Genomic DNA, 24,415 nt, shown 5'->3' with positions numbered 1-24,415 from the left:
GTCCGGATGTTCAGCTCCGCATGAGCGCGCCGGACGGATCATAGGGCGCATTGGCGATGATGCGGGCCCGGCGTTCCTGGCCGACGATATGCACCGTCAATTCCGTCCCGGCCGTGGCGATCGCGCGATCCACCAGCGCCAGGGCGATACTCGTCCCAAGCGTGTAGCCGAAGCCGCCCGAGGTGACGTGGCCCACCAGGGTGCCGTCGTTCCAAATCGGCTCGTAGCCGGTGGCGTCGGCATCGGTCGCATCCACCTCCAGCGTCACCAGTACCCTGGTGGCTCCACCGGCATTCTTCTCGGCCAGCGCCTTGTCGCGGCCGATGAAATCGCCCTTGTCGAAGGCGATGAAGCGGTCGAGGCCCGTCATGGCCGGCGTATAGCCTTGCGTGAACTCGCGTGACCAGATGCCGAAGCTCTTCTCCAGCCGCAGTGCGTTGACGGCTGCGTAGCCGATCTCCTTGAGGCCGAATTCCACCCCGGCTTCGAGAAGGATGCGGCGCAGCGTGGCGTGTTCGAAGGCCCGGCAATTGATCTCGTAGCCGAGTTCGCCGGTGATCGACAGGCGCGCCACCTTGGCGCGGATCAGCCCGACATCGAGCGTGCCGCAGCCCATGAACGGCAGTCCGGCCGAAGACACGTCCTGGTGGGTCAGCTTCTGCAGGATCTTGCGCGAGGCGGGGCCGGCCAGCTCGAAGCCGGTGATGTCGTCGGAAATGTCCTCGACCGTGACGTCCGCCGCGCCATGCGCCTCGAACCAGCGCATGTGCCACTCGCGCAGATAGTAGGATCCCATGATCCACCAACTGCCGTCGCCCCAGTTCAGCAGCGTGAGGTCGCCCTTGAGGCGTCCGGTCTCTGACAGCATCGGCGCCAGCTTGGCCCGGCCGGGCTTCGGGAGCCGGCAGGCCATGACCCTGTCGAGCCAGGCCTCGGCGCCCGGACCCGAGACGCGGTAACGCGAGAAGGCCGAGGTGTCGAGCAGGCCCGCCGCGCTTCGGACGGCCTGCGCCTCCGCGGCCAGGAACGGGTCGGCGTTGGAGCGCCGCAGCGTCGGGGTCTCGACGAAGCCGGGTTCGGCGAAATACAGGGGAAGCTCCAGGCCCCAGTTGTTGCCCCAGCGCGCGCCGGCCGCCGTCATGGCGTCATAGGCCGGCGCCGTCTTCAGCACGCGCCCGGCCGGAAGCTGCTCGTTGGGATAGCTCATGACGAAACGGCGCGAATAGAACTGCCCGGTCGTCTGCCGGATGTACTCGCGGTTCGACGCGAAATCGCCGAAGCGGGCGATGTCCATGCCGAAGACATCGGCCTCCGGCTCGCCATGCACCATCCATTCGGCCAGCGACTTGCCGACGCCGCCGCCCTGGAGGAAGCCGGCCATCACGCCGCACGCCACCCAATAATTGGCAACGCCGCGCACCGGGCCGACCAGCGGGTTGCCGTCCGGCGCGAAGGTGAAGGCACCGTTGACCCAGCGCTTGATGCCGGCATTCTGCAGGCAGGGGTAGCGCTCGAAGCCGAGCGACAGCTCGTCCGAGATGCGCTCGACATCCTCCTGGATCAGCTCGATGCCGTAATCCCAGGGCGCGCCCTCCATGTTCCAGTGCTTGAAGTTGCGCTCGTAGATGCCGAGCAGCATGCCCTTCTGTTCCTGGCGCATGTAGGTGAATCCCTCGAGGTCCACGATATGCGGCAGCTCGAAGCCGAGTTGCGCGATCTCGGGGATCGATTCGGTCACGAGGTAATGGTGTTCCATCGGCGTCACCGGCAGGTCGATGCCGACCATGCGGCCGACCTGCTTGGCCCAGAGGCCGCCCGCGTTCACCACATGCTCGGCCGTCACCGTGCCGCTCTCGGTCACGACCGTCCAGGTCCGGTCGGGGTTCTGCCGCAGCTCCAGCACGCGATTATGCTCGAGAATGTCGGCGCCTCGTAGCTTGGCGCTGCGCGCATAGGCATGGACGACCCCCGACGGATCGATGTGGCCCTCACGCTCGGAGTACATGCCGCCGTAGAGGCCCGCTGTTTCGATGACCGGACAGCGCTCCTTGATCTCGGCGGGGCCGATGAGGTGGACGTCGTCGATGCCCATGGTCTGCATGATGCGATAGTTCGCCTGCAGCCACTCCCACCGGTCAGGGGCTGCGGCGATGGAGATACCTCCGCTCATATGCATGCCAACATTCTGGCCCGATTCCCGTTCGATCTCGGACAGCAGGTCGATCGTGTAGGATTGTAGCGCCGCGATGTTCGGATCGGCGTTCAGGGCGTGGAAGCCGCCGGCGGCATGCCAGCTCGACCCGGCCGTCAGCACCTCGCGTTCGAACAATGCGACATCGGTCCAGCCGAGTTTCGCCAGATGGTAGGCCACCGAGGCCCCGACCACACCGCCGCCGATGATCGCGACGCGATAATGACTCCTCATCGACAGCCTCCTTCTTTCCTTGCGCGCACGGCCTCGGGATGTAATCAGACATTAGTGTACATAACAAGCGGGTTCGGTGTGACGCCAGCTTGGCAATCGGACTTCGGCCTCTCACATGCCCCATAAAGTCTGGGTGCAACAACGTGAGCAGATGCTGCAGTGCGATCGGGGCACCAAGCAATCCCGGACTGGACATGAGTGTACTTCGTGACTAGGTTTGGACCTCGCCAGCGGGTGCCGCTTGGGCTTCGTTCCTTTCCGAATGCGGTGATCGACCTTGAGGCTGTGCCATCCTCTCGATCCGTTGGGCACAGCTCAGGAGAACGGCGCGCAGCCGGTTTCACTCGCGTTCATGCTGGTTCCTCAGGTGTCGATGGTGACCGTCGTGTCGGCGCTGGAAACGCTGCGACTCGCCAACCGTGTATGCGGCTACGAAGCTTATCGCTGGCGCATCCTGTCATCCGACGGCCTGCCGGTCAGGGCTTCGAACGGCATCCCGATCCCTGCCGACGGCACCTTCGACGATGCGGCAGGGGTCGCCGCAGCCATCATTTGCGCCGACGCAGACGTTCAGAAGGTGGATGCGCATGAGTTGAGGGCGAAGCTGCGGAGTCTCGCCACACGGGGCATCGCGCTGGGTGCCCTTGGAACCGGCGCTTACATCCTGGCCCATGCGAGACTACTCGATGGCTATACCTGCACCATACACTGGGAATATCTAGACACTCTGCGCGAGCAGTTTCCCGAGCTTCGCCTGACCTGCAACCTGTTCGAAATCGATCGCAAACGTCTGACTTGCGCGGGCGGTACCGCCGGCATTGACATGATGCTGCATCTCATATCATGCCGGCACGGCGCCGAAGTCGTCGTTCCTCTGATCGACCAGCTCGTGCACCATCGCATTCGCGATGGACAGGACCGGCAACGCATGACGCTCCGCGCCCGGTTAAGCGTGGCGCACCCGAAGCTGATCGACGTCGTCGATCTGATGGAGCGAAATGTCGAAGAGCCATTGTCCTGTGCCGAACTCGCAGCCCAAGTCGCCGTCTCGACGCGGCAACTGGAACGTCTGTTCTCCAAATACTTCAATCAATCGCCAACGCGCTTCTACCTCGACATCCGGCTTCAGCGCGCAAGAGCCCTGATCCGCCAAACCTCGATCTCTATGGTCTCGGTCGGCCTCGCCTGCGGCTTCACCTCGGCTTCGCACTTCTCCAAGTGCTATTCCGAACGATTTAATCAAACGCCGACTCGGGAGCGTACGATCTCAAGGTTTGACTCCATCGACAGTCGCATTGCGTGAATTCTCACACACGAGGTGTAGCGATGTTGTTCATCATAGTCGTTAGGTTCTCTATCGTATCTCCTTGATGGTCGACATGCCATTTGTCATGATGGACCATAGAACGATTGGTCAGGCGTGCGCCCCGCACAGCTGTTTATGCGGCGAAACTAGCCGCTTCGGGCCGAAAACAAAGCCATTGGACCGATACAGTCGCCACGAGATGGAGTGCCTGTATTGGCTTCTTCTATGGCAGAGTGTTCGACCTCACGCTCATCGCTGGCCCGTGGCGTGACATGGCAGGAGCAGAAATGGTTCGGACCAAGCAGTCGTGCGGTCGATCAGGGGTAAGCGATGCCCCGAGCACACCTTCGTAGGCGCGGGTAGCTATGTTTATGCTGCTCGGGCGGTCGCCTTGAGCCCGGGAATGGTCGGATAGGTCCAAGGAAGCAGATCATCGATGCGGCTCTGGGGAATGCCATCGACGATGCGGGCGATGACGTCGGCCAGGTAGCCCTGCGGTTCGACGCCGTTCAGCTTGCAGGTTTCCACGAGCGAGGCGATCACCGCCCAATGTTCGCCGCCGCGATCAGAGCTGGCGAAGAGTGCGTTTTTTCGATTGAGGGCCAGGGGCCTGATTGAACGCTCGACCGTATTCGAGTCCATCTCGATGCGGCCGTCCTCGACGAAGAGCATCAGCCCGGTCCAGCGTGAGGTCGCGTAGCGGATGGCATCGGCGAGCGTGCTCTTCTGGCTGATGAGGGCCAGCTTGTCGCGCAGGAAGCGTTCCAGCGCGACCAGGAGCGGCCGGCTCCGCGCTTCTCGGGCCCGGCGGCGTGCCTCGGCGGATTGGCCGGCGATCTCGCCCTCGATGCGGCACAGGGCGGCAATGCGCTTCAGCACCTCGCTGGCAATCGGCGACGCGCCCTTGGCCACGAAGTCGAGGAACTGTCTCGGCGCATGGGCCCAGCTTGCGTTAGGGTAAGCCCTGGAGAGGAGGAAGGATGTGACCTGAAACCTTTCATCGTGACCCAGAGGGTTCGACGCCCTCCCGGCAAAGACGGAGCCCGTCAGCCGGAAGCGAGTCTTGCATGGGCGTCGGCAACGGCGTTCGTGAAGCGTAGACAGCGGGTACTGAAGCCCTGCGGATAGCCTCGAAATCATGCAAGCGCTGAAGCCTTCGCCGTGTTGGATCCGGGGGCAGCATCGGGTCACGTCCGTCAAGGTGGTGGAATTTAGCTGGGTGTTCCTTCGGGCCTTCTGGCGATCAGGCGGCGATTTGAGGAAGGGCGGCGGCGTGATCGTCGCCGCGCGTGGTCATGGTTTCGAGCGTCATGTATCGATGCTGGAGTTGCCATTCGTCATTCTGTTCGAGCAGCACAGCTCCGACAAGACGCCGGATTGAGGCCTCGTTTGGAAAGATGCCGACCACATCGGCGCGTCGCTTGACCTCCTTGTTTAATCGTTCGATCGGATTGGTCGAGTGGAGCTTGGGCCAGTGGGATTTTGAGAAGGCCATGAAGGCGATGACGTCGGCTTCAGCGTCGTCCATCAGTGCGGCCAGTTTTGGCAATCGAGGACGGAGTTGGTCTGCGACCTGGCGCCACGTCTTCGAGGCCGCGGCCTGGGTCTCCTGCATGAACACGGTCCTGATGGCGGCCGCCACCATCTGATGCTGGCCTTTGGGCGGAGCCTGCCAAGGCTCACGCGATGCGCAGCATCGTGGGATGGCAGGCGGAGGGACATAGGCCAAGGCATTGCGCATGAAGTGCACGCGGCACCTCTGCCAGCTTGCCTTGAAGACCTGGGTGACGGCGGCCTTCAATCCTTCGTGGGCGTCCGAGATGACGAGCTTTACCCCTTTGAGACCTCGCTTTTCCAGACCGCGCAGGAAGCCGAGCCAGAAGACGGTGGCCTCCGAGGGTCCTAGACCGAGGCCCAGGATCTCACGCCGGCCATCGGTATTGACCCCGGTGGCGATTATGGCGGCGATCGACACGATGCGGCCGTCTTCGCGCACCTTCAGGTATGTGGCGTCGAGCCACAGATAGGTCCAATCTCCCGTGATGGGCCTGTCGAGGAAGGAGTTTACGCGGACATCAATGCCCTTGCACAATTCGGACACCTGGCTCTTGGAAATACCATTGAGGCCCATTGCCTGGACGAGGTCGTCGACCTTGCGGGTTGAGACCCCCTGGATCCAGGCTTCCTGAATCACCGCCACGAGCGCCTGCTCGGTCGTGCGGCGTGGCTCCAAAAAGCCCGGAAAGTACGAACCCTTGCGCAGCTTGGGGATCTTGAGATCGAGCGTCCCCAGGCGCGTGTCGAAGGGGCGTTCGCGATAGCCGTTGCGCGTCGTTCGTTCGTCATTGCGCTCGTAGCGGCCCGCGCCGATACGCCCGTCGATGTCGTAGGCCATCAGCCGTTGCAGCACCTCTTCGGCCAAGTCCTTCATGAAATCACCGCCTCCGCGCTTCAGCAAAGCGTCCAGCAGTGGCATGGTGTCGTCGGTCATCGTGGTTCTCCGGTTCGTGTCGCGTGTCGCAACCCGACCTTACCAAGAGGCACGGTGGCCACCCAAGGGGCCGACGGGCTCCGCTATGTGCGGAGCTCCGCCCGTCGACCCCAAACCAAATTCTCCACCACTCCCCTGGACGCTACCTCTGGCCAACGGTAAAGGCGCACCTATCGGTGTCAGGCGAGCGACCTGGCCTGGCCGCAAGGAGAATGGCGGCTTCCGGTTTGTGGAAATCGCAAGCAGCCGTTCGATTGGTCCGGCCAAACGGCCCATAGCAGGTCGAAATGCGCATTCGGAGATCGCGCGATGTCTCCAGGCGATCACCCAGTGTACCCCGCGCTTAACGCTTGACCTTTCCCCTCCGTTCGCCACACAGTTGCCACAAAAGGGGTCGGGAGGAGAGATGTTCAAGCAATTGCTCACGCCGGTGGGCGACAGCCTGCTGGCGTCGTTCGTCGTGGCTGCCCTCCCCATCGCGATCGTGCTGGTGCTGCTCGGGGTGCTGCGGCGCCCCGCATGGCAGGCCTGTCTCGCCGGCCTCGCCGCCGCCATCGTGATGGCGACGGCCGTGTGGCAATTGCCGGTCGGACTGGCGCTCGACGCCGCCGCCAACGGCGGGATCTTCGCGCTCTGGCCGATCATGTGGATCGTCGTCAACGCGCTACTGCTCTACAACATCGCCGTCGTCTCCGGGCGCTTCGAGAGCCTGCGGCTCTGGCTCCTCGACAATCTGCCGAACGACCGGCGCATCGTCCTCATCGTGGTCGGCTTCTGCTTCGGCGCCCTCTTGGAAGGCATCGCCGGCTTTGGCACCCCCATCGCCATCACCAGCGCCATGCTGATCCTGGTCGGCTTCGCGCCGCTCGACGCGCTGACCTATACGCTGATCTTCGACACCGCCCCGGTCGCCTTCGGCGCGCTCGGGGTGCCCGTCACGGTACTGGGGCAGGTCACCCACCTGTCCGACATCACGCTCGGGCAGATGATCGGGCGGCAGCTGCCCTTCATCGCGCTGCTGCTGCCCTTCTACGTCATGGGCCTGTTCGGCGGGCGCCGCTCGCTCGCCGCATTGTGGCCCGTGCTGCTGGTCGCCGGCGGCTCCTTCGCCCTGATCCAGTTCGCGACCGCCAATCTCGTCGACTACAAGCTGACCGACGTCTTCTCCTCGCTCGGCTCGCTCGTGGTCACGCTGCTGTTCCTGCGCGTCTGGCAGCCGGCGGCCGATCCGGCCTATGCCATCGCCCTGCGGCGCGATCCGCGTGCGGCGGTCGCCACCCATGCCACCTGGGCGGGCTGGCTGCCGTGGCTCATCGTCTCGGCCGTCGTGGTCGTGTGGACGACGCTCAAGATCTTCGCCATCGGCGACACCAAGATCCAGTGGCCGGGGCTGCACAACGCGATCTCGATCACCCTCTACAAGGACGCGCCCTACGGTGCGATATGGGATTTCCAGCCGCTCGCGACCGGCACGGCGATCCTGCTCGCGGCGATCCTGACGGCGCTGCTGGTCCGCCTGCCGCCCGCGGTCTTCATCGCGCAGGTCGGCGTGGTGTGGCGGCAGGCCCGCATCGCCATCCTCACGGTGATGCTGATCCTCGCGCTCGCCTTCGTGATGAACTATTCCGGCATGGCCTATACGCTGGGCAGGGGCGTCGCCTCGGTGGGCGCCTTGTTCCCGTTGCTGTCGCCGTTCCTCGGATGGATCGCGGTCTTCATGTCGGGCAGCGACACCTCCGGCAACGCCCTGTTCGGCAACCTGCAGGTCGTGGCCGCCAACCAGCTCGGCCTCAACCCCGTACTGATCGCCGCCTCGAACTCGTCCGGCGGCGTCATGGGCAAGATGATCTCGCCGCAGAACATCGCTACGGGCGTGTCGGTCACCAACCTCAAGGGCCAGGAAGGGCTGGTCTTCGCCCGCACCTTCAAGCACAGCATCATCCTGACGTTCATCCTCGGGCTGCTCGTGCTGGTGCAGCAATACCTCACGCCATGGGTCATCCCGGGCTAGGACGGGGCGCGAGCGAGTGAGGCGAGGCCATCCAGGCTCTTGCGGCGGGGAACCCGGATTGTTGCACCGGGCTCGCAACCAGACGTTCTGGCCAAGACGAAAAAGTGAGAGTACAATTCACAGAGGCTGCGTATAGGCGTGGCCCCGAGCAGCACTTGGCTGCATTTCATGGAGGAAATCATGGCCTGGACCACCCCCGTCGTGACTGAAGTCTGCATCGGCATGGAAGTCACGAGCTACGAGTCCGCTTCGATCTGAAGCCGTCAGGCCGACGCCGGCAGCGGCGGCGGGACCTTCAAGTTGCGCATTCTCGTCCTCGGATCGGCAGCGGGCGGCGGCTTCCACAGTGGAACTGCAGGTGCTCCGTTTGTGCGCTGGCCTGGGACGGGAGAGATAGGGTTACGGCGCGCACGCAATCGAGCATCGCGGTGACAGGCGCTGGATGCCATTCAACGCGTCCCCCGATCACCGACAGCAGATCATTGCCAACCCTGCGCTGCATTCCGTGGGCAAGCGTGGTTCACCGATCGACGCGGTCTTCCTGACGAACGGCGATGTCGACCATGTCGCGGGGCTTCTGACGCTGCGGGAGAGCTAGGCCGTCACGCTCTACGGCACCGACGCGACGCCGGGGCTGGTCGCGCTCGACACGGTGTTCGGCGTCCTCGACCCCGTCTATGTCCGGCGCACACCGGTCTCCCTGAACCATCCGGTGCAGCCGGGCTCGGCTTCAGGGTGACGCCCTTCGCGGTGCCCGGCAAGGTCCCACTCTATCGCGAAGCCGGCGCGGTCGAAATTGGCACGTTGACCCAATTCACGATTGGCCTCGAGATCGCCACGACGGATAGCCGCATGGTTATTTCCCGGCTGCGCTCATCTGACCCCAAACCTGCCGGCACGGATCGCAGGCACCGACCTGTTGCTGTTCCACGAGACGACCTCAACGGACGACGAGATGGTGGCTCTTGGTCTGTCAACGAAGGCGGCTGGCCGCATGGGCCACCTGCAAATCGGGGGTGAGACCGGTTCGTTGCGCGGTTTTGCTGCTGTTCAATGTGCCCGCAAAGTCTATATTCACATCGACAACACCAACCCGGTCCTGATCGAACGATAGGCGGAACGGATGGGGGTGGAAGTGGCCGGTTGCCCACGATGGGATGGAGTTTGACTTATGACGCCGGAGATGCAGGGCCGATCGGATGATCGCCTTCTCGACCCGGCGGCGTTCGAGGCGGCGTTGCGGCGGATCGGCGCCGAGCGCTATCACAATCACCATCGCTTTCACAAGAAACTGCACGGCGGCCAGTGCAGTTTCGGCCAAGTCCAGGCCTGGGCGCTTAACCGTTACTTCTATCAGTCGATGATCCCCATCAAAGACGCCACCGTGCTGACCCGCATGGGCGATTCCGCCCTGCGGCGCGAATGGCGCAAGCGGATCGAGGATCATGACGGCATGGAAGATGGCCTTGGCGGCATCGAACGCTGGCTGCGGCTGACCGACAGCCTCGGCCTCTCACGCGACGACGTCATCTCCGCTCGCCACGTGCTGCCCGCGACACGCTTTGCCGTCGAAGCCTATGTCGAGTTCTGCCGCAGCCGCAGCCTGCTCGAGGCCATCGCTTCGTCCCTCACGGAACTATTCTCGCCCCAGATCATCAGCGAACGCTTGTCGGGCATGCTGGCCCACTATCCGTTCGTCAGCCGCGACACGCTCGCCTATTTCACCGCCCGGCCCGAACAGGCGCAGCGGGATAGCGATTTCGCGCTCGCTTACGTCATGCGCGAGGCGCGCACGCCGCAGGAACAGCACGCCGTGATGGCGGCGCTCGAATTCAAGTGCAACGTGCTGTGGCTGCAGTTGGACGGGCTGTGGACGGCCTATGTCGAGGGCGCCGCGCCACCGGGCACGTGGCAGCCCACCGAGGCGTCGACGGTCCGGGCCGCATGATCTCTCTGGCGCTTGACAGCAAACCGCGCCTGCCGCGCGGCGTCCGCCTCAAACACGATGCGGTCCGCAACGAGTGGACGCTGCTCGCACCCGAGCGCGTTCTGAAAGCCGATCTGGTCGCCGTGGAAATCCTGAAGCGCTGCACCGGCGATGCGACCATCACCGCTATCGTCGACGACCTCGCCAGCGCCTTCAAGGCGGACCGCACCCGCATCGAGAGCGACGTCCAGACCTTCCTGGCCGATCTCGCAGCCAAGCGGATGATCGACCTGTGACAGCGATCACCCCGCGTGACCTGCCGGCCCCCATCGGCCTTTTGGCCGAACTGACCCACCGCTGTCCCCTTGGCTGCCCCTATTGCTCGAACCCGATCGAGCTCGATGCGCGCGCCGGTGAACTCGATACGGCGACGTGGCAACGCGTGTTCGGCGAGGCCGCGGCGCTTGGCATCCTCCACGTTCACCTGTCCGGCGGCGAGCCGCTCACGCGACGGGATCTTGCGGATCTCGTGGCCCATTGCGCGCATGTCGGCCTCTACACCAATTTGATCACGTCGGGGGTCGGGTTGACGCGTCCGGTCATGACGCGGCTCGCGGAGGCTGGCCTCGACCACGTCCAATTGTCCATCCAGGACTCCGAGGCGACGTCGGCAGACCATATTGCCGGCTATCAGGGTGCGTTCGCACGTAAGAGGGAGGCGGCGGCGCTGGTGCAGGAGGCAGGCCTGCCCTTGACCGTCAATGCCGTCATCCACCGCGCCAACGTGGCCCGCGCGGGCGCGATGGTCGCGCTCGCCATTACGCTCGGCGCGCGCCGCGTCGAAATCGCCCACACGCAATATTACGGCTGGGGCCTGCGCAACCGAAGCGCGCTCATGCCATCCCGCGACGAGGCCAAGCGAGCCATCGCGGAGATCGAACGGCTGAAGGTGCTGCATGCCGGCACTATCGTCATTGACCACGTCGCACCGGACTATCATGCCCGCTATCCGAAGGCCTGCATGGGCGGCTGGGCGCGACGATCCTTGAACGTCACGCCGAGCGGGCGGGTCTTGCCCTGCCACGCGGCCGAAACCATCCCCGGCTTGGAGTTCTGGAGCGTCGCGACCCATGCCTTGAGTACGATCTGGGCTGATTCCCCAGCCTTTCAGGCCTATCGAGGCACCGATTGGATGCAGGAGCCCTGCCGATCCTGCGCGCGGAAAGAGATCGATTGGGGCGGGTGCCGTTGTCAGGCGCTGGCGCTCGCCGGCGACGCCGCCGCGACCGATCCGGTCTGCATGCTGTCGCCGAACCACGCGGTGGTGGCCGCGATTGCCGAGGCCGAGGGGGTGCAGCCCGTCGCCGAGGGTCCGATCGACTACGTCTACAGGCGCATGCCCGCACGCTCAGGGGCGAGCTCCGCGTCAGATTGAACCGGGCGCCTCAAGGCGCCGGCGGCTTCACCGTGATCTGAAGCGAGGCGTAGTAGGCGGTCAAGTCAGCGATATCCGCGTCCGTCAGTGGCTTGGCGACCGTGTTCATGATCTCGTTCTTGCGATCTTCGCTACGATAGGCGCCCAGAGCTGCGATCAAATAATCTTGCGCCTGTCCCGCAAGGTTGGGAGCACCCGGCAGTTTGGACAAGCCATCCTTGCCGTGGCAGCTCTGGCATTGCAGCGTCTTGATTTTCTGAGCGCCGGATTTTGCGTTGCCGTCGGCCCAGGCCGCATGGGCGGAGAGCGTCAAGATTGAAGCGATACAAACGAGGCGGATCATCGAGGCACCATGCGTGGGCGCCCTGGGCTTCGAAAAGCCCAAGGCGGTGTTATCGTCGGTTTCGCTAGTTGGCGCTGTAAGTAATGCGGTAGACCGCGCCAGCGAAATCGTCGGACACCAGCAACGAGCCATCACGCAGCTGCGCGACGGCGACGGGACGCCCGTCATATTCGCCATCGCCGTTCAGCCAACCCTCGGCGAACGGTTTGGATCCTTCCGGCGCCGTGCCGTCGTCCTTGATCTTGGTCACCATCACGCGGGCACCAACCGGCACGGTCCGGTTCCAGGACCCGTGCTGCGCCGAGAAGATCGCGCCTTGATATTCTTTCGGGAACATCTTGCCCGTATAGACCATCATGCCAAGGTCCGCCGCGTGGGCAGCCTCCTCGACGACTGGAAACACGAGGTCGGCGGGTGGCGTCTGATCTTTGTACTCGACCGTCCGGGTATGACCCCCACCGTACCAGGGGAAGCCGAAGTTCTGGCCCATCTTGGTCACGTGATTGAGCTCGCCGGGCGGGATGTCGTCGCCCATGCCGTCCACCTGGTTGTCCGTGAACCAGAGCGTCTTGTCCTTGGCGAAATCGAGCCCGACCGAATTGCGAAGGCCGTGCGCATAGATCTCACGCTCGGATCCATCCTGGTTCATGCGGATAATGGCGCCCATGCCTGCCTTGTAATACATGTCCTGCTTGCTTGGCGCGTAGACATTGTAGGGCTGTCCGACCGCGATGTAGAGCTTGTTGTCGGGACCGACCACGCAAACGCGGGCCGAGTGATTGAAGCTCTCTTCCGAGGCCGGGATCAGGTCGCCCTGCTTGACGATCGGGTTCACCGCGACGTCCGGGCTTTCGTAGAAGAATTCAGCCGCTGCGAACTGCAAAACGCGGTTCTGCTCGACGGTATAGAGGAACCCGTCCTTCGACAGGCAGATCCCGTTCGGGTTCTTGAACTCAACGGTCGGTGCGAACTCCTTGACCTCGGTGGCATGGCCGGACCGCGTGCGGTCGGTCAGCGCGTAGATCTTGTCCTTGCGGGTACTGACGAAGGTGACCACGCCCTGGGGCCCGACCGCGATCATACGGGCATCGGGGACCTGGGCGTAGAGGCTGATCTTGAAGCCCGGCGGCAGTTTGATATGGGCCAGGGTCTTCTCGATATCGGCCGCCTTTGCCGGGTCCTGCGGGATCGTCGGGATGGACTTGGCGCCCGTCGACTTGAAGTCTTCGAGCTTGTCCATCGCACCCGGTCCCGCAGCGCCAGGCGCGGTCGCAGGATCTGCATTCTGCGCGTGAGCGAGCTGCGTGGCAGCGAGCAAAGCTCCAGCCGCGACAGCCATTTTGAATGTGTCCCTCATCGTCTCCTCCGATTCCAGGCGTCTTCTGCGCTCTGACAGCGCAACCATAGCAGCTCTTGTGGTGGAGGCCAGTGCGGTTTGGGGCGGTTGGGCGTGGTCGGAATCGAGATAAAGGCAACGGTATTCAACACCCGTCGATGTCGACAGCCCCTGAATTGTCGGCGGCGGCCGATCGACCGGCCATCAAACGATGCAACGGCGGCGCCCACGGCACCGGTCGAAAAAGCGTGAGGTAGCGCGGGGCTGATAGGGAATCGACGCCAGACACAGCGCATCATCTATGGGTTTATTTCGCGGACGCGAACCGAAGGTGGTTGTCCATCCACCAGCTCATCGCTTCGACGCCTGCATTATCTTCGAGCACATCGAGGGACTCAGCCTTCAGGAGTCAGGTCTCACGCCCTGAAGAGCGCCCGATCACCCCTCATTCCGACGCATCGAAGAGCTTCATGCACGCGGGACTCACTTGTGTGCGCTTAGCCATCATGCAACCTTTTAATTGGTCCGCATCGGTTTTCACGGCGGCACAGAGCTTTTCGATCTCTGCGCCGCAAGCCTGCTCGAACTTCTGCTGCATGGTTCGCGCGGAAAGAGGAGTCGGGGTGATGCTGAGGTAATATACTACCGCGGAAGCCAGGTTTAACGCTGTCCTCATTCGAAGGCGCCTCTGTGAAACGCAGCCAACGCGGCCTGCGTCTTGTGGTCGATTGTTTATCAAACTGTTTCAAAGCCCAAGGAGGGATTCGCGATTGCGCAGAACGAAACGTCTCGGGCATTCTTGGCGATTGGATCATTCGCGGTCACGCGCATGAAACAGCCTGAGTTGGTCGGCGGTTTCAACGTTCGCTGGGCTGCAGCGGCCGAATAGCATGCCTGCGGCGTCCTTGGGTCCCGGCATCCACCTTGCGAAGCGCCGCTTTGAGCCCGGCGCACCGATTGGTCGGGGCAATGCGTCGCCCTGCCCATTACTTCGGACTATGGAATGATCGTCAGGGAGTGGTTCTGCATCACTTGATATGAACGAGGGCAAGGGCGCCGTGACGTGCGCCGCCTCAATGATGAGGGGAGACGAAGCGTGGCTCGGATCGTTGTCATCGGCCTCATCGGCTTTGCCCTTGCGGTCAGCGCTGCCCAGGCAGGGGATACAAAGGACGAGGTCGATTTCGTGACGAGAGCCTCGATTGGCAATCTCGTCACCATCGCGGAGTCGCGGCTCGCGCTCGATCGCTCCACGGATGCCGGGATCAAGGCTTTCGCACAGCATCTGGTCAAGGACCACGGGATCGCGGAGACGGCGCTTCAGGCTGCCGCCGACGGCTCCGGCGCGGCGGTCCCGACTGCACTCGATCCCGACCACCTCGCACGCTTGACGAGCCTGCAGGGCAAATCCGGTCCTGACTTCGACAAAGCCTATGTCGCCGATCAGGTCGAGGTCCACTCCAACGCCTTGACCCTCTATGCCGACTACATGCTGCTGGGAAGCAACGGGACACTCAAGGCTTTGGCGATCAAAATGATCCCGATCGCGGAAGCGCAGTTCAAGGCCGCCCAGGCCCTGTCCGGCCGATGATCTTCGGACCAGCGGCTCCGGTCGCGATGCATGATGTCTTGGCGCGGGAGTGCCACCATCCACGCACAGACACTCGGGCGCCTCAATCCGATCCAAGCGCCATCCTCGCATCGTTTTACCCAAACCGCCAATGGTCGCGCCGATTCCCTTGGTTCGGGCTGATCTTCGGACCGGACCAGCAGATCGTGGGGGTGATCATCGGGAAAGGCTGCTGCGCTTGATACCCGGAGCTCGGCAGCGGCCCCGCAGAAGACCGACGGGTGACCGGCGGGCGTTGCGGCTGCGCTAGACCTATCTTTCCCGGGCTCGAGGGTGGCCCGGCATCCGATATGTCCGACGGTATGATGATCTTTCGCGTTTGTGGTCACCTTTGATACGCTCGGTCGAGTGGGAAAGGTGTTCGAATGACCGAGAGGGGGCGGGAGTTCGTATTTAAGCAGAACGGTAACTGCTACTTTGGAGACCGCTTTTAACCCTCGGGTCGTCCGGGGTGGGCGCACCGCACGCTGGCTGCTCTTCGCCGGAAGTTGGCCGTGAGACGACGGTCCGCTTAGGATCTGGTGGCGTGACGAAGCGGGCGTCTGAGACCGGCTACGCTGACGCATTTCCAACTTTGTCCGCCTCTGCCACGGCTATAGCTGAGCCGCGGCGAATTCGACTTGGTCGGCGAGCGTCGGGCCGCTGAGTTCAATCCGTCAATCTACGTTTCGCTAGCGCTGGCATCACTCATGAACGCTGGGATATGCCGTCGATCCGGTACGGCAGGATCGCGCGTCGATGGGGATCGACCGTGATCGACGCGTCATAGGGCGGAAACGCCCGTTGGTGACATTCGAGCCGTTCGCAGATGCGGCAGCTCACGCCGATGCGTGCGATGTTGGAGCCGTCGCGAAGATCGATCCCGTCGGAATAAACGAGGTCGGCGGCGTGGCTGATGTCGCAACCAAACCCGATGGCATGGTGCCGCCGCGCCGATGCCGCTATCCTGGATTTCGCATGACCGACGGGCGCCGCCGGTGATGGCAGGCAGGACCGGCACCTTTCCCGATGCTTTCGGCGAGGCTGTTTGGCGCAACGCCGTGGACCGCGTGCTGAAGGGCGTCGCGTTCGACACGGTGATGACCGCCGTCACGAGCGACGGCATCTTGATCGAGCCGCTGTATCCGAAGGTCGGCGCGATGGTGCCGCAGCCGTGGCGCCGGGCGGGACGCGTCGGCGTGGTGCAGCGGGTCGACCATCCCGACTCGGCCGCCGCCAACGCACTCGCGCTCGCGGATATCGAGGGGGGCGAACGGGCTGGCGATCGTGCTGGAGGGGTCTGCGGGCCCCAACGGATTCGGGGTCCGAACTAGCGACGCCATGGCCCTCGACGAGGTGCTGGCCGGGATCGACCCGACCCTCGTCGCGCTCGCATTGGATGCTCCGCCCACCACGGCGGTCGCAATGGCCGAGGCCCTTGCGGCGGCGCTGCAGCGGCACGGGCACGACCCGGCGGCTCTGACCGTCGATTTCGGGCTCGGGGCCGCAGAAGCCGGCATGGCCCTCGCTCTGCGGCGGAGCGGCTTTGCCGGCCCCGCCCTTCGGGCCGACGGCCGGCGGGTCCACGAGGGCGGCGCCACCGAGGCGTAGGAGCTCGCTTTGCTGCTGGCGAGCGGCGCCGCGGGATTGCGCGAGCTCGAGGCCGCGGGCGCGACGGCCGCGGAGATGGGCGACGCCGTCTCCTTCGTGGCCGTCGCCGACACCGAGCTGTTCCTGACCATCGCCAAGCTGCGCACCCTGCGCCGCCTGTGGGCGTGCGTCGAGGCGGCTTGCGGGCTCGAGCCGCGACCGCTCCGCCTGCGGGCCGACACCGCCTGGCGGGCGATGACGCGCCAGGACCCGTGGACGAACCTACTGCGCGGCCTTCTTCATGAACCATTTCGTGCAGATCGGCGCCGAGAAGGGCGGCAACTACGGCGAGTTGTTCGACGCGGACATGAAGCCGGTGTTGTCATACGACACCGGCGTCGAGGCGCTGCAGCGCTACATCGACATCACCAAGTTCATGCCCGCCGACCTCGCCAAGGCCATGCCTTGGGACGTGGGACGTGGGACGTGGGACGTGGGACGTGGGACGTGGGACGGCAGGAGTTCGTCGAGGGGCGGGTCGCGCAAGCCAACGGGTGGACCGACATGCCGAAAGGCGCCTCCGATCCCGCCACCTCCAAGGTCGCCGGCAAGATCAAATGCGCGCCCAACTGGGGTGGCGTGACCATGCTGCCCTACGATCGGGCGATCGGCATCGCCAAGAACTCGACCAACTAGGCGGGCGCCTTCAAGGCGATCGCCTGGTTACAGCAGGCCAAGCAGGCCAATGCGTGGGTGGCCGAGACCTTCGCCCAGTCGCTCATGGACCCCTGGCGCATGAGCATGTTCAACGACCCGAAGGCGACGTTCCCGCTGCAGGCCCAGTCCGGCTTCGCCGGCAACTTCGCCAGCGTCTGCAAGGGGCAACTCACCAGCAAGAAGGTCTATCTCGACGTCTCGATCCCGGCCACAAACCGCTACCTCGCCTCGATGGTCCAGCACGTGCAGCAGGCGATCACCGGCCAGCAGACCCCGAAGGAAGCGCTCGACGCGATGACTGCGGAGTTCGAGGACGCGACCGAGACCTACGATCGCGATCGCAGATCAAGCGCTACGCCGAATACCGCGCCCGCATGGTCAAGGCCGGCTACTGGGCCTGAGCCGAGAGAGCGCATCCGCCATCGGCGCATGCGCTCCGCTTCCAGGCTGAATCACGCCACCCGCGAAGCCAGACCGCTTCGGGGGGAAGCTCCGTCGGCCTCTTCGTCCGCTTTCCTTCGCTGACCAGGTAGACGCATGACTGCGGTAGCCCTTGCCACCTCCCCTCCAGATGCGATCGGCGACCGCGCGTCGCGTGCCGAGCGGCGTTCCGCGTTCATCCTGCTCGCGCCCGCCCTCCTGTTCCTGTTGCCGCTTTCGATCTGGCCGTTCGTCTACCTTCTTTATGCGTCGTTAACGTCCTATCAGCTGGCCATTCCGATCCCGATGACCTTCGTGGGGTGGGGCAACTTCGTCGCGGTGCTGAAGAACGCGCGCTTCTGGCACAGCCTCGAGGTGACGGCCGCTTTCGCCCTGATCAGCGTGTTCCCCTACAGCTCATATGCGGGCTGGCGCTCGCGATGCTGCTGAACGGCTTGGTCCGCGGCCGCGAGTTCTACGCTTCCATCCTGTTGATCCCGATGATGCTGGCGTCCGTCGTCGTCGGCTTCTCGTGGAACCTGTTCCTCAATCCTGTCTACGGGCCGGTGAACGCCCTTCTGGCGGGACTGGGCTTCTCGCCTCCGGCCTGGGCGCAATCGCCCACCTGGGCGCTTCCGACCCTGGTCGTGGTCGACACCTGGCAATGGACGCCGCTCGTGATGGTGGTGCTGCTCGCCAGCCTTCGATCGATCCCACATCGAGTCTACGAGGCGGCGCGCGTCGACGGCTCGAGCTCCTGGCAGACCTTCGCGTACGTCGTCCTGCCGATGCTCGCCCCCTATATCACTGTCGCCTTCGTGCTGCGCTTCATCGACAGCTTCAAGGTCTTCGACATCATCTATACACTGACGCGCGGCGGCCCGGGCTCGATGACCCAGAACCTCGCCTACTACACCTACGATCTGGGTTTCGGTCGCTTTGAATTCGGGCGGGCCGGCGCGCTCAGCCTCGTGCAATTGTTGTTTCTCAGCCTGGGCACCACCGCGATCCTCAAGCTTTCGTCGTGGCGCGATCGTCCGGCCAAGGCGTCGATCCCCAAGGCGAGTGCCGCCACGGGCAGCACTGGAGCGCGCGCATGACCGCCCGCAACGTCGCGCTCGAACAGAACGGTCCGCCGCCCGAGATCCGTTTCGCCGACCTGCTGCCGCAGGTCATCCGCCACGCCGTGCTCATCCTCCTTGTCGTGTTGCTGCTGGCCCCCCTGGTCTGGCTGCTGATGACGGCGTTCAAGCCCTATCCGGAGCTGTTCCTGCGGCCTCCCGAGGTGTTGCCGAAGAACGGCACGCTCGTGAACTTCTCCGAAGGCTGGGCCATCGGCGGCGGCAAGGGCATCCAGGACAGCATCATCGTCTCGACCTTGTCGACGGTCCTGTGCCTCGTGCTCGGCTTCCCCGCAGCCTACGCGCTCGCCCGCCGGTTTCCGCCGCATGGGCAGCTCAGCTTCACCATCCTGTCGTTGCGCATGACGCCGCCCATCGTGCCGGTGATCGGAGTCTACATCCTGTTCCAACAGCTTTCGTTGTTCGGCATGAGCCGCTTCAACCTGTTGGCCGAAGGTCTCGCCTTTCCCGAGGGACCCGTCGTGTTGCCGGACGGCGACCTCGCCCTGGTGGAGATCAGCCGGGGAACGGTGACCCGTGCCGGCTCCGACGGCCGCACGCATGTCCTGGCCGAGCCGGGCGGCGGCCCCAACGGCGCGGCCCTCGGGCCGGACGGCGCGCTCTACATCTGCAACAACGGTGGCTTCTCATGGCAGCGGGACGACGGCTGGCGGCCGATCGGCAAGGCCCCGGACAACCGGGGCGGTCGGATCGAGCGCGTGGACATCGGGACCGGCAAGGTCGAGGTGCTCTACGATCGCGGCGGCGGGGAACCGCTCTGCGCTCCGAACGACATCGTGTTCGACCGGCACGGGGGGTTCTACTTCACCGATCACGGCCATCGGGATGGGCGCCGCGTCGACTTCGGCGCGGTGTTCTACGCCAGGGCGGACGGCAGCCTGATCCGCCAAGTCGCCTTTCCGATCGGTCCCAACGGGATCGGGCTTTCCCCGGATGGCGCGCGTCTTTACGTGGCTGAAACCTCGTCGGGCCGCCTGTGGGCCTACCCGGTGGTCGCGCCGGGCGCCCTGGGGGCGGTCGCCTGGCCCTCGCCCACGGGCAGCGACCTCGTGGCCGCCCTGCCGGGCTTCTGGCGGTTCGACTGCCTCGCGGTCGAGGAGGGCTTCGCCATCGCGATCGCCACCCTGCGGCTGGGCGGGATCGTGGCCGTGTCCCCGGCCGGTGCACTCGTCGAGCGGATCGCCATCGACGATTCCTACACCACCAACATCTGCTTCGGCGGCCCCGGCCGGCGCACAGCGTTCCTCACCCTGTCGAGCACCGGACGGCTCGTGTCCTGACCCTGGGCGCGGCCCGGCCTCACCCTCGTCTGACACCACACCTGGAGAATTCTGGCCACATGCCTGCCACCAACCACCCGGCCAGCCAGCCCGACATCATACGGCAAGGGCGAGGGCTACATCGCCCAGGGGCTCGGCATCGCCGACTGCCTCGCGGCCCTGTATTTCCACGAATTGCGCTACGATACGCCTACGCCGGATTGGCACGGCCGCGATCGCTTCCTGTTGTCCACCGGACACTACTCGATCGCCATGTATGCGGCGCTGGCCGAGGCCGGCTACCTCACCCATGAGGAGCTGCCGACCTATGGCCTGAACGGCTCCCGGCTCCCGGCTGCCGATATCGACCTTCGACGACATTCCCGGGGTCGAGATCGTCGGCGGCTCGCTCGGCCACCGGCTCGGCCAGGCCGTCGGCATGGCGATCGGGCTGCGGCTCGACGGCTCCGACGCCCGCGTCTTCAACGAGCTGTCCGATGGCGAACTGCAGGAGGGCTTGTGCCGACCCTGATGGCCCGAGAGCGCGCCCATTTCGTCCGCGTCGCCAACGACGAGTGGGACACCCTGATCGCCGAACTGGAGACTACCCATGGCTGAGGCCGCCACCCTGTCCCGGCCGCACGCGCGGCATGGGCGAGCTCATCGACGTCGCCGGCATCGTGGGCACGCCCTTCTACGTTATGGACCGGCTTGCGGGCCGGGTTTTTGACGATGCCGCGCTGCCCGGCATCCCCCCGGCCCACCGCCGCGCCTTGTACCTGAGCATGGCCGAGGCGCTCGCCGGCCTCCACGCGGTCGATCCGGTTGCCATCGGGCTCGGCGATTGCGGCCGGCCCGGCAACTACTTCGAGCGGCAGATCGCCCGGTGGTCGCGCCAATGAGCGGACTCCCCGACGGGCGACATCGCCGCCCTCGACGACCTCGTGGCCTGGCTGCCCGCCCACCTGCCGCCCGACGACGGCCACGTCGCCATCGCCCATGGCGATTTCCGCATCGGCAACCTAATCTTCCACCCGACGGAGCCCCACGTCGTCGGCATCCTCGATTGGGAGCTTTCCACGCTCGGCCATCCCCTAGCCGATGACAAGCCGCCGCCCGGCACGATCATATGATTGTGCGGGTGATGGGTAAGCGCCGACCCTCCAACTGCCACTCCATCTCAACTTCGCTGAGTGGGGCCTCTGGCAGGCTCCGCCCCAAGTGTGCGGCACGGCGGTGAGGCCGATGCGGGCTCCAAGATGCCTCGGGTCGGCCGCGATGGTGATCAGGGTGTCACCGGCATCATGTCAGGCCTTTGAGAGCGGCCTACCCATCGGCGGCTTCGGCAGGAACCGGGCCGCCTCCTGAGCCATGAAGTCGAAGGCCTTTTGCGCGGGCGGCAGCAGGATCTTGTCGGATCGGCGAATGGCGAACCATTGCTGAACGAGCGGCAGGCCCGCGATGTCGAGCGTGATCAGGCGCCCGTCTTCCAGTTCGGTCGCGACCGTGTGGGCCGAGATGAAGGCGATGCCAAGCCCCGCCATGATGCCTTGCTTGATGCTCTCGTTGCTGTCGAATTCCATGCCGATCGTGGGCGTCAGATTGGCCGTTGCGAAGAGGCGCTCCATGAGACTTCGGGTGCCGGATCCGAGTTCCCGCGTCAGGAAAACCTCGTGCGTGAGATCGTTCACCGCGAGACCTTCGTCATGCGCTAGCCAATGCCCGGCCGGCGCAATGATCACATGGGGGTGGTCGCCGATTAGGTGGCGTTGCACCGCCACGTCCGGCGGAGGGCGGCCCATAATGGCGAAATCGAGACTGTAGCCCCTGAGGGCGCCGATGATCGTCTCCCGGTTTCCGATCGACAGCATGACTTCGATGCCGGGGTTGGCGCGCGTGAAGGCCGCGATGGCGAAGGGCATGAAATACTTCGCCGTGCTGACGGCGCCGATCCGGACGCGCCCGCGGCTTTGTCCCGAAATCAGGGCCAGTGCCTGCTGGGAATCGGCGATCGCGGCCTCGATCCGCTGGGAGAGATGGAGCAATTCCAACCCGGCTTCGGTCAATTGCACGCCGCTGCCCACCCGTTGGATCAACGGCAAAGTGGCAAGATCCTGCATGGCGCGCAGTTGCAGCGTGATGGCCGGTTGCGTCAGGTGCAGCTTGCGCGCCGCGCCTGTCACGCTGCCGGACTCGGCCAGGGCGGCGAGCGCGCGGAGTTGGCGCAGCGTGATGTTCGCGAGACTGACGGCCATAAGAAAAACTTTGCGCTCATCAAAGGTTTTAAAATTTCGTTTATGGCCAGCCTTCGGTCAAGCTCCTCTCCATAAGGACGAGGCGACACGCTAGAAGGCGTCGGATCTCCCGCCACCGAGGAGAACGCCATGAGGTCTGGGCTGTCGCTGCATGATCACCTGACTGGGCTAGCGTCAGCAGGTGACACGCTACAGCACGCCACGGCGATCACGATCGAGACCATCGCGGCGACGGCGATCACCTTGGCCGATCTCATCGGGCGCGGCGCCCTCACGGGTCCGCTCGGCCACACCTGCGGGATGAGCTCCAGCGGCGATCTGCAGAAAGCGCTCGATGTCGAGGCCGACGGGCTCTTCAGAGAAGCGCTCAGGGACTGTCCGATCGCCGCTTTGGCATCGGAGGAAGCCGAGAAGGTCGAAATCCTCGACGCCGCCGGCGGCCTTTGCGTCGCGATCGACCCGATCGACGGGTCCGGCAACATCGATGTCAACATGCCGGTCGGGACGATCTTCTCGATCCTGCCCGCACCGGCGCCCCGGTCCGTAACGCGCGACGCCGAGGTCTTCTCCTGGCCGGCGGGAACCAGCCAGTTGGCAGCAGGCTTCGTGCTCTACGGCCCGCAGACGAGTCTTGTCCTGACCACCTGCGGTGGCGTCGACATCTTCACGCTCGACCGCAGCAGGCGCACGTTCCGGCTGACGGTCGCGGGCCTTACCATGCCGGCCGTCCCGCCCGACGAATATGCCATCAACGCGTCGAACTATCGGCATTGGGAAGAGCCCGTCCGTAGCTTCATCGACGAATGCACGGCCGGCCCAAGCGGCCCCTATGGGCGCGACTTCAACATGCGCTGGCACGGTGCCGTGGTGGCGGAAGCCTATCGCATCCTGATCCGGGGCGGCCTCTACCTCTACCCGGCCGACGCCCGAGAGGGTTATGCGGAAGGCCGGCTCCGGCTCGTCTACGAGGGTTTTCCGCTCGCCTTTCTGGTGGAGCGGGCTGGGGGCGCGGCCACCAACGGCCGGCGGCGCATCCTCGACATGAACCCCACGGCCTTGCATCAGCACGTGCCGCTCATCTTCGGCTCGAAGCCGAGGGTCGAGCATCTGACGGCGCTTCACAACAGGAGCGGCATCTGGCCCCAAACGACCGCGCCGCTCTTCGCGAGCCGCGGCCTTTTCAGAATTTGAGGGGTCACCATGTCCACGCGACACCCTATCATCTCAATCACCGGGTCCTCCGGCGCGGGCACGACGTCGGTCAAGCGCACCTTCGAGCAGATCTTTCGGCGTGAGAACGTCGCGGCCGCCTATGTGGAAGGCGATTCCTTTCATCGCTACGACCGCGCCGAGATGCGCGAGCGGATGGCCGAGGAGGCTGCGAAAGGCAACAAGCACTTCAGCCATTTCAGCCCCGAGACCAATCTGTTCGAAATGCTCGAAGCCTTGTTCCGGGACTATGCGGCGACGGGCTCCGGCATCTCGCGCCACTATATTCACGACGACGAAGAAGCGCGTCTCTACGGCGGACCACCCGGCACCTTTACGCCCTGGCGCCCACTCGAGGAGAGAACCGATGTCCTCTTCTACGAGGGCCTCCATGGTGCGGTCGTCACCGACACGGTCGATATCGCACGCCACGCCGACCTGAAGATCGGGGTCGTGCCGGTGATCAACCTCGAATGGATCCAGAAGCTGCACCGGGACCGCAAAGACCGGGGCTATTCGGCTGAAGCCGTCACCGAGACGATCCTGCGCCGAATGCCCGATTACGTGAATTACATCTGCCCCCAGTTCACGGGTACGGACATCAACTTCCAGCGCGTACCGACGGTCGACACCTCCAACCCCTTCATCGCGCGCTGGATTCCCACACCCGACGAATCGATCGTGGTGATCCGTTTCCGGTCCCCGCGCGGCATCGACTTCCCCTACCTGCTGTCGATGATTCCGATGAGTTTCATGTCGCGTGCGAATTCGATCGTCATCCAAGGCTCGAAACTCGACCTCGCGATGCAGCTCATCCTCACCCCCCTGATCCTGCAGCTTGTCGATCGGGCGAGACGCACGGCCGCCGGCTGAGATGAGGTTCCAGGCTCACAGTCAAGTGTCGCTCACAAAGCCGGGTCGAGCCGGCGACATCAGTCAA

Annotated in this window: 24 protein-coding genes and 5 pseudogenes; 20 read left to right on the top strand and 9 right to left on the bottom strand. The window is 64.6% G+C overall.

The genetic code is table 11. From position 1 onward, the window contains the following. Positions 1–10 precede the first annotated feature (10 nt). Complete coding sequence (locus M8523_RS07155; RefSeq protein WP_282584151.1) at positions 11–2,425, bottom strand: GcvT family protein; 2,415 nt, start codon at positions 2,423–2,425, stop codon at positions 11–13. 352 nt (positions 2,426–2,777) lie between these two features. Between M8523_RS07155 and M8523_RS36710 the strand changes: the two are divergent. After that, positions 2,778–3,254 (top strand): annotated as a pseudogene (locus M8523_RS36710) (AraC family transcriptional regulator); the annotation flags it as partial. 99 nt (positions 3,255–3,353) lie between these two features. After that, positions 3,354–3,728 carry a helix-turn-helix domain-containing protein gene (locus M8523_RS36705; RefSeq protein WP_428350028.1) on the top strand — a complete coding sequence of 125 codons (375 nt, stop codon included), beginning with the start codon at positions 3,354–3,356 and terminating at the stop codon, positions 3,726–3,728. A gap of 372 nt (positions 3,729–4,100) precedes the next feature. Here M8523_RS36705 and M8523_RS07145 read toward each other — a convergent pair. Together M8523_RS07145 and M8523_RS07140 are read right to left on the bottom strand one after the other, a co-directional pair. Then, positions 4,101–4,676, bottom strand: a pseudogene (locus tag M8523_RS07145) (IS66 family transposase); the annotation flags it as partial. A gap of 298 nt (positions 4,677–4,974) precedes the next feature. Then, a complete protein-coding gene (locus M8523_RS07140; protein ID WP_282584149.1) occupies positions 4,975–6,222 on the bottom strand; it encodes an IS256 family transposase in 1,248 nt (415 codons plus the stop codon). Positions 6,223–6,628: 406 nt separating this feature from the next. Between M8523_RS07140 and M8523_RS07135 the strand changes: the two genes are divergently transcribed. The 6 genes and pseudogenes from M8523_RS07135 (at position 6,629) to pqqE (ending at position 11,595) form a co-directional block, all read left to right on the top strand. Then, complete coding sequence (locus M8523_RS07135) at positions 6,629–8,233, top strand: L-lactate permease (RefSeq protein WP_282584148.1); 1,605 nt, start codon at positions 6,629–6,631, stop codon at positions 8,231–8,233. Positions 8,234–8,371: 138 nt separating this feature from the next. After that, positions 8,372–8,491 carry a pyrroloquinoline quinone precursor peptide PqqA gene (pqqA, locus tag M8523_RS07130; protein ID WP_282584147.1) on the top strand — a complete coding sequence of 40 codons (120 nt, stop codon included), beginning with the start codon at positions 8,372–8,374 and terminating at the stop codon, positions 8,489–8,491. Positions 8,492–8,533: 42 nt separating this feature from the next. Further along, a pseudogene (gene pqqB / locus M8523_RS07125) lies at positions 8,534–9,408 on the top strand (pyrroloquinoline quinone biosynthesis protein PqqB). Then, the gene (pqqC, locus tag M8523_RS07120; protein WP_282584146.1) at positions 9,405–10,181 is read left to right on the top strand and encodes a pyrroloquinoline-quinone synthase PqqC; all 777 of its coding nucleotides are present in this window, start codon (positions 9,405–9,407) and stop codon (positions 10,179–10,181) included. Before pqqB ends, pqqC begins: the two are co-directional and overlap by 4 nt. Next, positions 10,178–10,456, top strand: coding sequence for a pyrroloquinoline quinone biosynthesis peptide chaperone PqqD (gene pqqD / locus M8523_RS07115; RefSeq protein WP_282584145.1), 279 nt, complete (start codon positions 10,178–10,180; stop codon positions 10,454–10,456). Before pqqC ends, pqqD begins: the two co-directional genes overlap by 4 nt. Further along, entirely contained in the window at positions 10,453–11,595 is a 1,143-nt protein-coding gene (gene pqqE, locus M8523_RS07110) for a pyrroloquinoline quinone biosynthesis protein PqqE (protein WP_282584144.1), read from the top strand. The genes pqqD and pqqE overlap by 4 nt, the downstream gene beginning before the upstream one ends. Positions 11,596–11,605: 10 nt before the next feature. Here pqqE and M8523_RS07105 read toward each other — a convergent pair whose 3' ends face one another. The 3 genes from M8523_RS07105 to M8523_RS07095 all read right to left on the bottom strand — a co-directional run bounded on the left by M8523_RS07105 (position 11,606) and on the right by M8523_RS07095 (position 13,872). Next, positions 11,606–11,938, bottom strand: a complete 333-nt coding sequence (locus M8523_RS07105) for a c-type cytochrome (protein ID WP_282584143.1) — start codon at positions 11,936–11,938, stop codon at positions 11,606–11,608. Positions 11,939–12,002: 64 nt separating this feature from the next. Next, positions 12,003–13,295, bottom strand: coding sequence for a PQQ-dependent sugar dehydrogenase (locus M8523_RS07100; RefSeq protein ID WP_282584142.1), 1,293 nt, complete (start codon positions 13,293–13,295; stop codon positions 12,003–12,005). A 424-nt stretch (positions 13,296–13,719) separates the two neighbouring features. After that, positions 13,720–13,872 carry a hypothetical protein gene (locus M8523_RS07095; RefSeq protein ID WP_282584141.1) on the bottom strand — a complete coding sequence of 51 codons (153 nt, stop codon included), beginning with the start codon at positions 13,870–13,872 and terminating at the stop codon, positions 13,720–13,722. Between the two features lie 498 nt (positions 13,873–14,370). On the opposite strand from M8523_RS07095, the gene M8523_RS07090 reads away from it, so the two are divergent. Next, the gene (locus M8523_RS07090) at positions 14,371–14,865 is read left to right on the top strand and encodes a DUF4142 domain-containing protein (protein ID WP_282584140.1); all 495 of its coding nucleotides are present in this window, start codon (positions 14,371–14,373) and stop codon (positions 14,863–14,865) included. A 726-nt stretch (positions 14,866–15,591) separates the two neighbouring features. Here the strand turns inward: M8523_RS07090 and M8523_RS36700 are convergent. Further along, entirely contained in the window at positions 15,592–15,849 is a 258-nt protein-coding gene (locus tag M8523_RS36700; protein ID WP_428350026.1) for a short-chain fatty acyl-CoA regulator family protein, read from the bottom strand. 32 nt (positions 15,850–15,881) lie between these two features. Between M8523_RS36700 and M8523_RS07085 the strand changes: the two genes are divergently transcribed. The 9 genes and pseudogenes from M8523_RS07085 to M8523_RS07045 all read left to right on the top strand — a co-directional run bounded on the left by M8523_RS07085 (position 15,882) and on the right by M8523_RS07045 (position 21,144). Then, complete coding sequence (locus tag M8523_RS07085; RefSeq protein ID WP_282584139.1) at positions 15,882–16,217, top strand: hypothetical protein; 336 nt, start codon at positions 15,882–15,884, stop codon at positions 16,215–16,217. A 7-nt stretch (positions 16,218–16,224) separates the two neighbouring features. Further along, complete coding sequence (locus tag M8523_RS07080; protein ID WP_282584138.1) at positions 16,225–16,494, top strand: hypothetical protein; 270 nt, start codon at positions 16,225–16,227, stop codon at positions 16,492–16,494. A 9-nt stretch (positions 16,495–16,503) separates the two neighbouring features. Further along, positions 16,504–17,169, top strand: coding sequence for a methylmalonyl-CoA mutase family protein (locus M8523_RS07075; RefSeq protein WP_282584137.1), 666 nt, complete (start codon positions 16,504–16,506; stop codon positions 17,167–17,169). 99 nt (positions 17,170–17,268) lie between these two features. After that, entirely contained in the window at positions 17,269–17,715 is a 447-nt protein-coding gene (locus M8523_RS07070; protein ID WP_282584136.1) for a hypothetical protein, read from the top strand. Between the two features lie 12 nt (positions 17,716–17,727). Continuing rightward, positions 17,728–18,060 (top strand): hypothetical protein, encoded by a 333-nt coding sequence (locus M8523_RS07065; protein WP_282584135.1) that lies wholly within the window; start codon positions 17,728–17,730, stop codon positions 18,058–18,060. Then, a complete protein-coding gene (locus tag M8523_RS07060; RefSeq protein ID WP_282584134.1) occupies positions 18,051–18,710 on the top strand; it encodes a carbohydrate ABC transporter permease in 660 nt (219 codons plus the stop codon). Before M8523_RS07065 ends, M8523_RS07060 begins: the two co-directional genes overlap by 10 nt. Then, complete coding sequence (locus M8523_RS07055) at positions 18,707–20,032, top strand: SMP-30/gluconolactonase/LRE family protein (protein WP_282584133.1); 1,326 nt, start codon at positions 18,707–18,709, stop codon at positions 20,030–20,032. The genes M8523_RS07060 and M8523_RS07055 overlap by 4 nt, the downstream gene beginning before the upstream one ends. A 174-nt stretch (positions 20,033–20,206) precedes the next feature. Further along, on the top strand, positions 20,207–20,629 hold the full coding sequence (locus tag M8523_RS07050; RefSeq protein WP_282584132.1) for a thiamine pyrophosphate-binding protein: 423 nt from the start codon (positions 20,207–20,209) through the stop codon (positions 20,627–20,629). A 32-nt stretch (positions 20,630–20,661) separates the two neighbouring features. Further along, positions 20,662–21,144 (top strand): annotated as a pseudogene (locus tag M8523_RS07045) (phosphotransferase family protein). On the opposite strand, the pseudogene M8523_RS07040 reads toward M8523_RS07045, so the two are convergent. Both M8523_RS07040 and M8523_RS07035 read right to left on the bottom strand, forming a co-directional pair. Further along, positions 21,114–21,312: pseudogene (locus tag M8523_RS07040) on the bottom strand (transposase); the annotation flags it as partial. The pseudogenes M8523_RS07045 and M8523_RS07040 sit on opposite strands and share 31 nt — an antisense overlap. Before the next feature lie 6 nt (positions 21,313–21,318). Then, positions 21,319–22,266, bottom strand: a complete 948-nt coding sequence (locus tag M8523_RS07035) for a LysR family transcriptional regulator (protein WP_282584131.1) — start codon at positions 22,264–22,266, stop codon at positions 21,319–21,321. A gap of 129 nt (positions 22,267–22,395) precedes the next feature. Between M8523_RS07035 and M8523_RS07030 the strand changes: the two genes are divergently transcribed. Both M8523_RS07030 and M8523_RS07025 read left to right on the top strand, forming a co-directional pair. Continuing rightward, positions 22,396–23,457: a class 1 fructose-bisphosphatase gene (locus M8523_RS07030; RefSeq protein WP_282584130.1), complete on the top strand. Its 1,062-nt coding sequence runs from the start codon at positions 22,396–22,398 to the stop codon at positions 23,455–23,457. 9 nt (positions 23,458–23,466) lie between these two features. Continuing rightward, positions 23,467–24,348: a phosphoribulokinase gene (locus M8523_RS07025; protein WP_282584129.1), complete on the top strand. Its 882-nt coding sequence runs from the start codon at positions 23,467–23,469 to the stop codon at positions 24,346–24,348. The last annotated feature ends 67 nt before the right edge of the window (positions 24,349–24,415 follow it).

Source organism: Lichenifustis flavocetrariae, from assembly GCF_026130545.1.
GTDB classification, from domain to species: domain Bacteria; phylum Pseudomonadota; class Alphaproteobacteria; order Rhizobiales; family Beijerinckiaceae; genus Lichenihabitans; species Lichenihabitans flavocetrariae.
The sequence above is the reverse complement of the archived record's forward strand: the minus strand, read 5'-3'. Positions and strand labels throughout refer to the sequence as shown.

Bases quoted from the DNA above. Each gene is read 5' to 3' on its own strand.
- M8523_RS07155 (WP_282584151.1), bottom strand. From the start codon at position 2,425: ATGAGGAGTCATTATCGCGTCGCGATCATCGGCGGCGGTGTGGTCGGG.
- M8523_RS36705 (WP_428350028.1), top strand. From the start codon at position 3,354: ATGACGCTCCGCGCCCGGTTAAGCGTGGCGCACCCGAAGCTGATCGAC.
- M8523_RS07140 (WP_282584149.1), bottom strand. From the start codon at position 6,222: ATGACCGACGACACCATGCCACTGCTGGACGCTTTGCTGAAGCGCGGA.
- M8523_RS07135 (WP_282584148.1), top strand. From the start codon at position 6,629: ATGTTCAAGCAATTGCTCACGCCGGTGGGCGACAGCCTGCTGGCGTCG.
- pqqC (WP_282584146.1), top strand. From the start codon at position 9,405: ATGACGCCGGAGATGCAGGGCCGATCGGATGATCGCCTTCTCGACCCG.
- pqqD (WP_282584145.1), top strand. From the start codon at position 10,178: ATGATCTCTCTGGCGCTTGACAGCAAACCGCGCCTGCCGCGCGGCGTC.
- M8523_RS07105 (WP_282584143.1), bottom strand. From the start codon at position 11,938: ATGATCCGCCTCGTTTGTATCGCTTCAATCTTGACGCTCTCCGCCCAT.
- M8523_RS07100 (WP_282584142.1), bottom strand. From the start codon at position 13,295: ATGAGGGACACATTCAAAATGGCTGTCGCGGCTGGAGCTTTGCTCGCT.
- M8523_RS07095 (WP_282584141.1), bottom strand. From the start codon at position 13,872: ATGCAGCAGAAGTTCGAGCAGGCTTGCGGCGCAGAGATCGAAAAGCTC.
- M8523_RS07080 (WP_282584138.1), top strand. From the start codon at position 16,225: ATGGCCCTCGACGAGGTGCTGGCCGGGATCGACCCGACCCTCGTCGCG.
- M8523_RS07070 (WP_282584136.1), top strand. From the start codon at position 17,269: ATGAGCATGTTCAACGACCCGAAGGCGACGTTCCCGCTGCAGGCCCAG.
- M8523_RS07065 (WP_282584135.1), top strand. From the start codon at position 17,728: ATGACTGCGGTAGCCCTTGCCACCTCCCCTCCAGATGCGATCGGCGAC.
- M8523_RS07060 (WP_282584134.1), top strand. From the start codon at position 18,051: ATGCTGCTGAACGGCTTGGTCCGCGGCCGCGAGTTCTACGCTTCCATC.
- M8523_RS07055 (WP_282584133.1), top strand. From the start codon at position 18,707: ATGACCGCCCGCAACGTCGCGCTCGAACAGAACGGTCCGCCGCCCGAG.
- M8523_RS07035 (WP_282584131.1), bottom strand. From the start codon at position 22,266: ATGGCCGTCAGTCTCGCGAACATCACGCTGCGCCAACTCCGCGCGCTC.
- M8523_RS07030 (WP_282584130.1), top strand. From the start codon at position 22,396: ATGAGGTCTGGGCTGTCGCTGCATGATCACCTGACTGGGCTAGCGTCA.
- M8523_RS07025 (WP_282584129.1), top strand. From the start codon at position 23,467: ATGTCCACGCGACACCCTATCATCTCAATCACCGGGTCCTCCGGCGCG.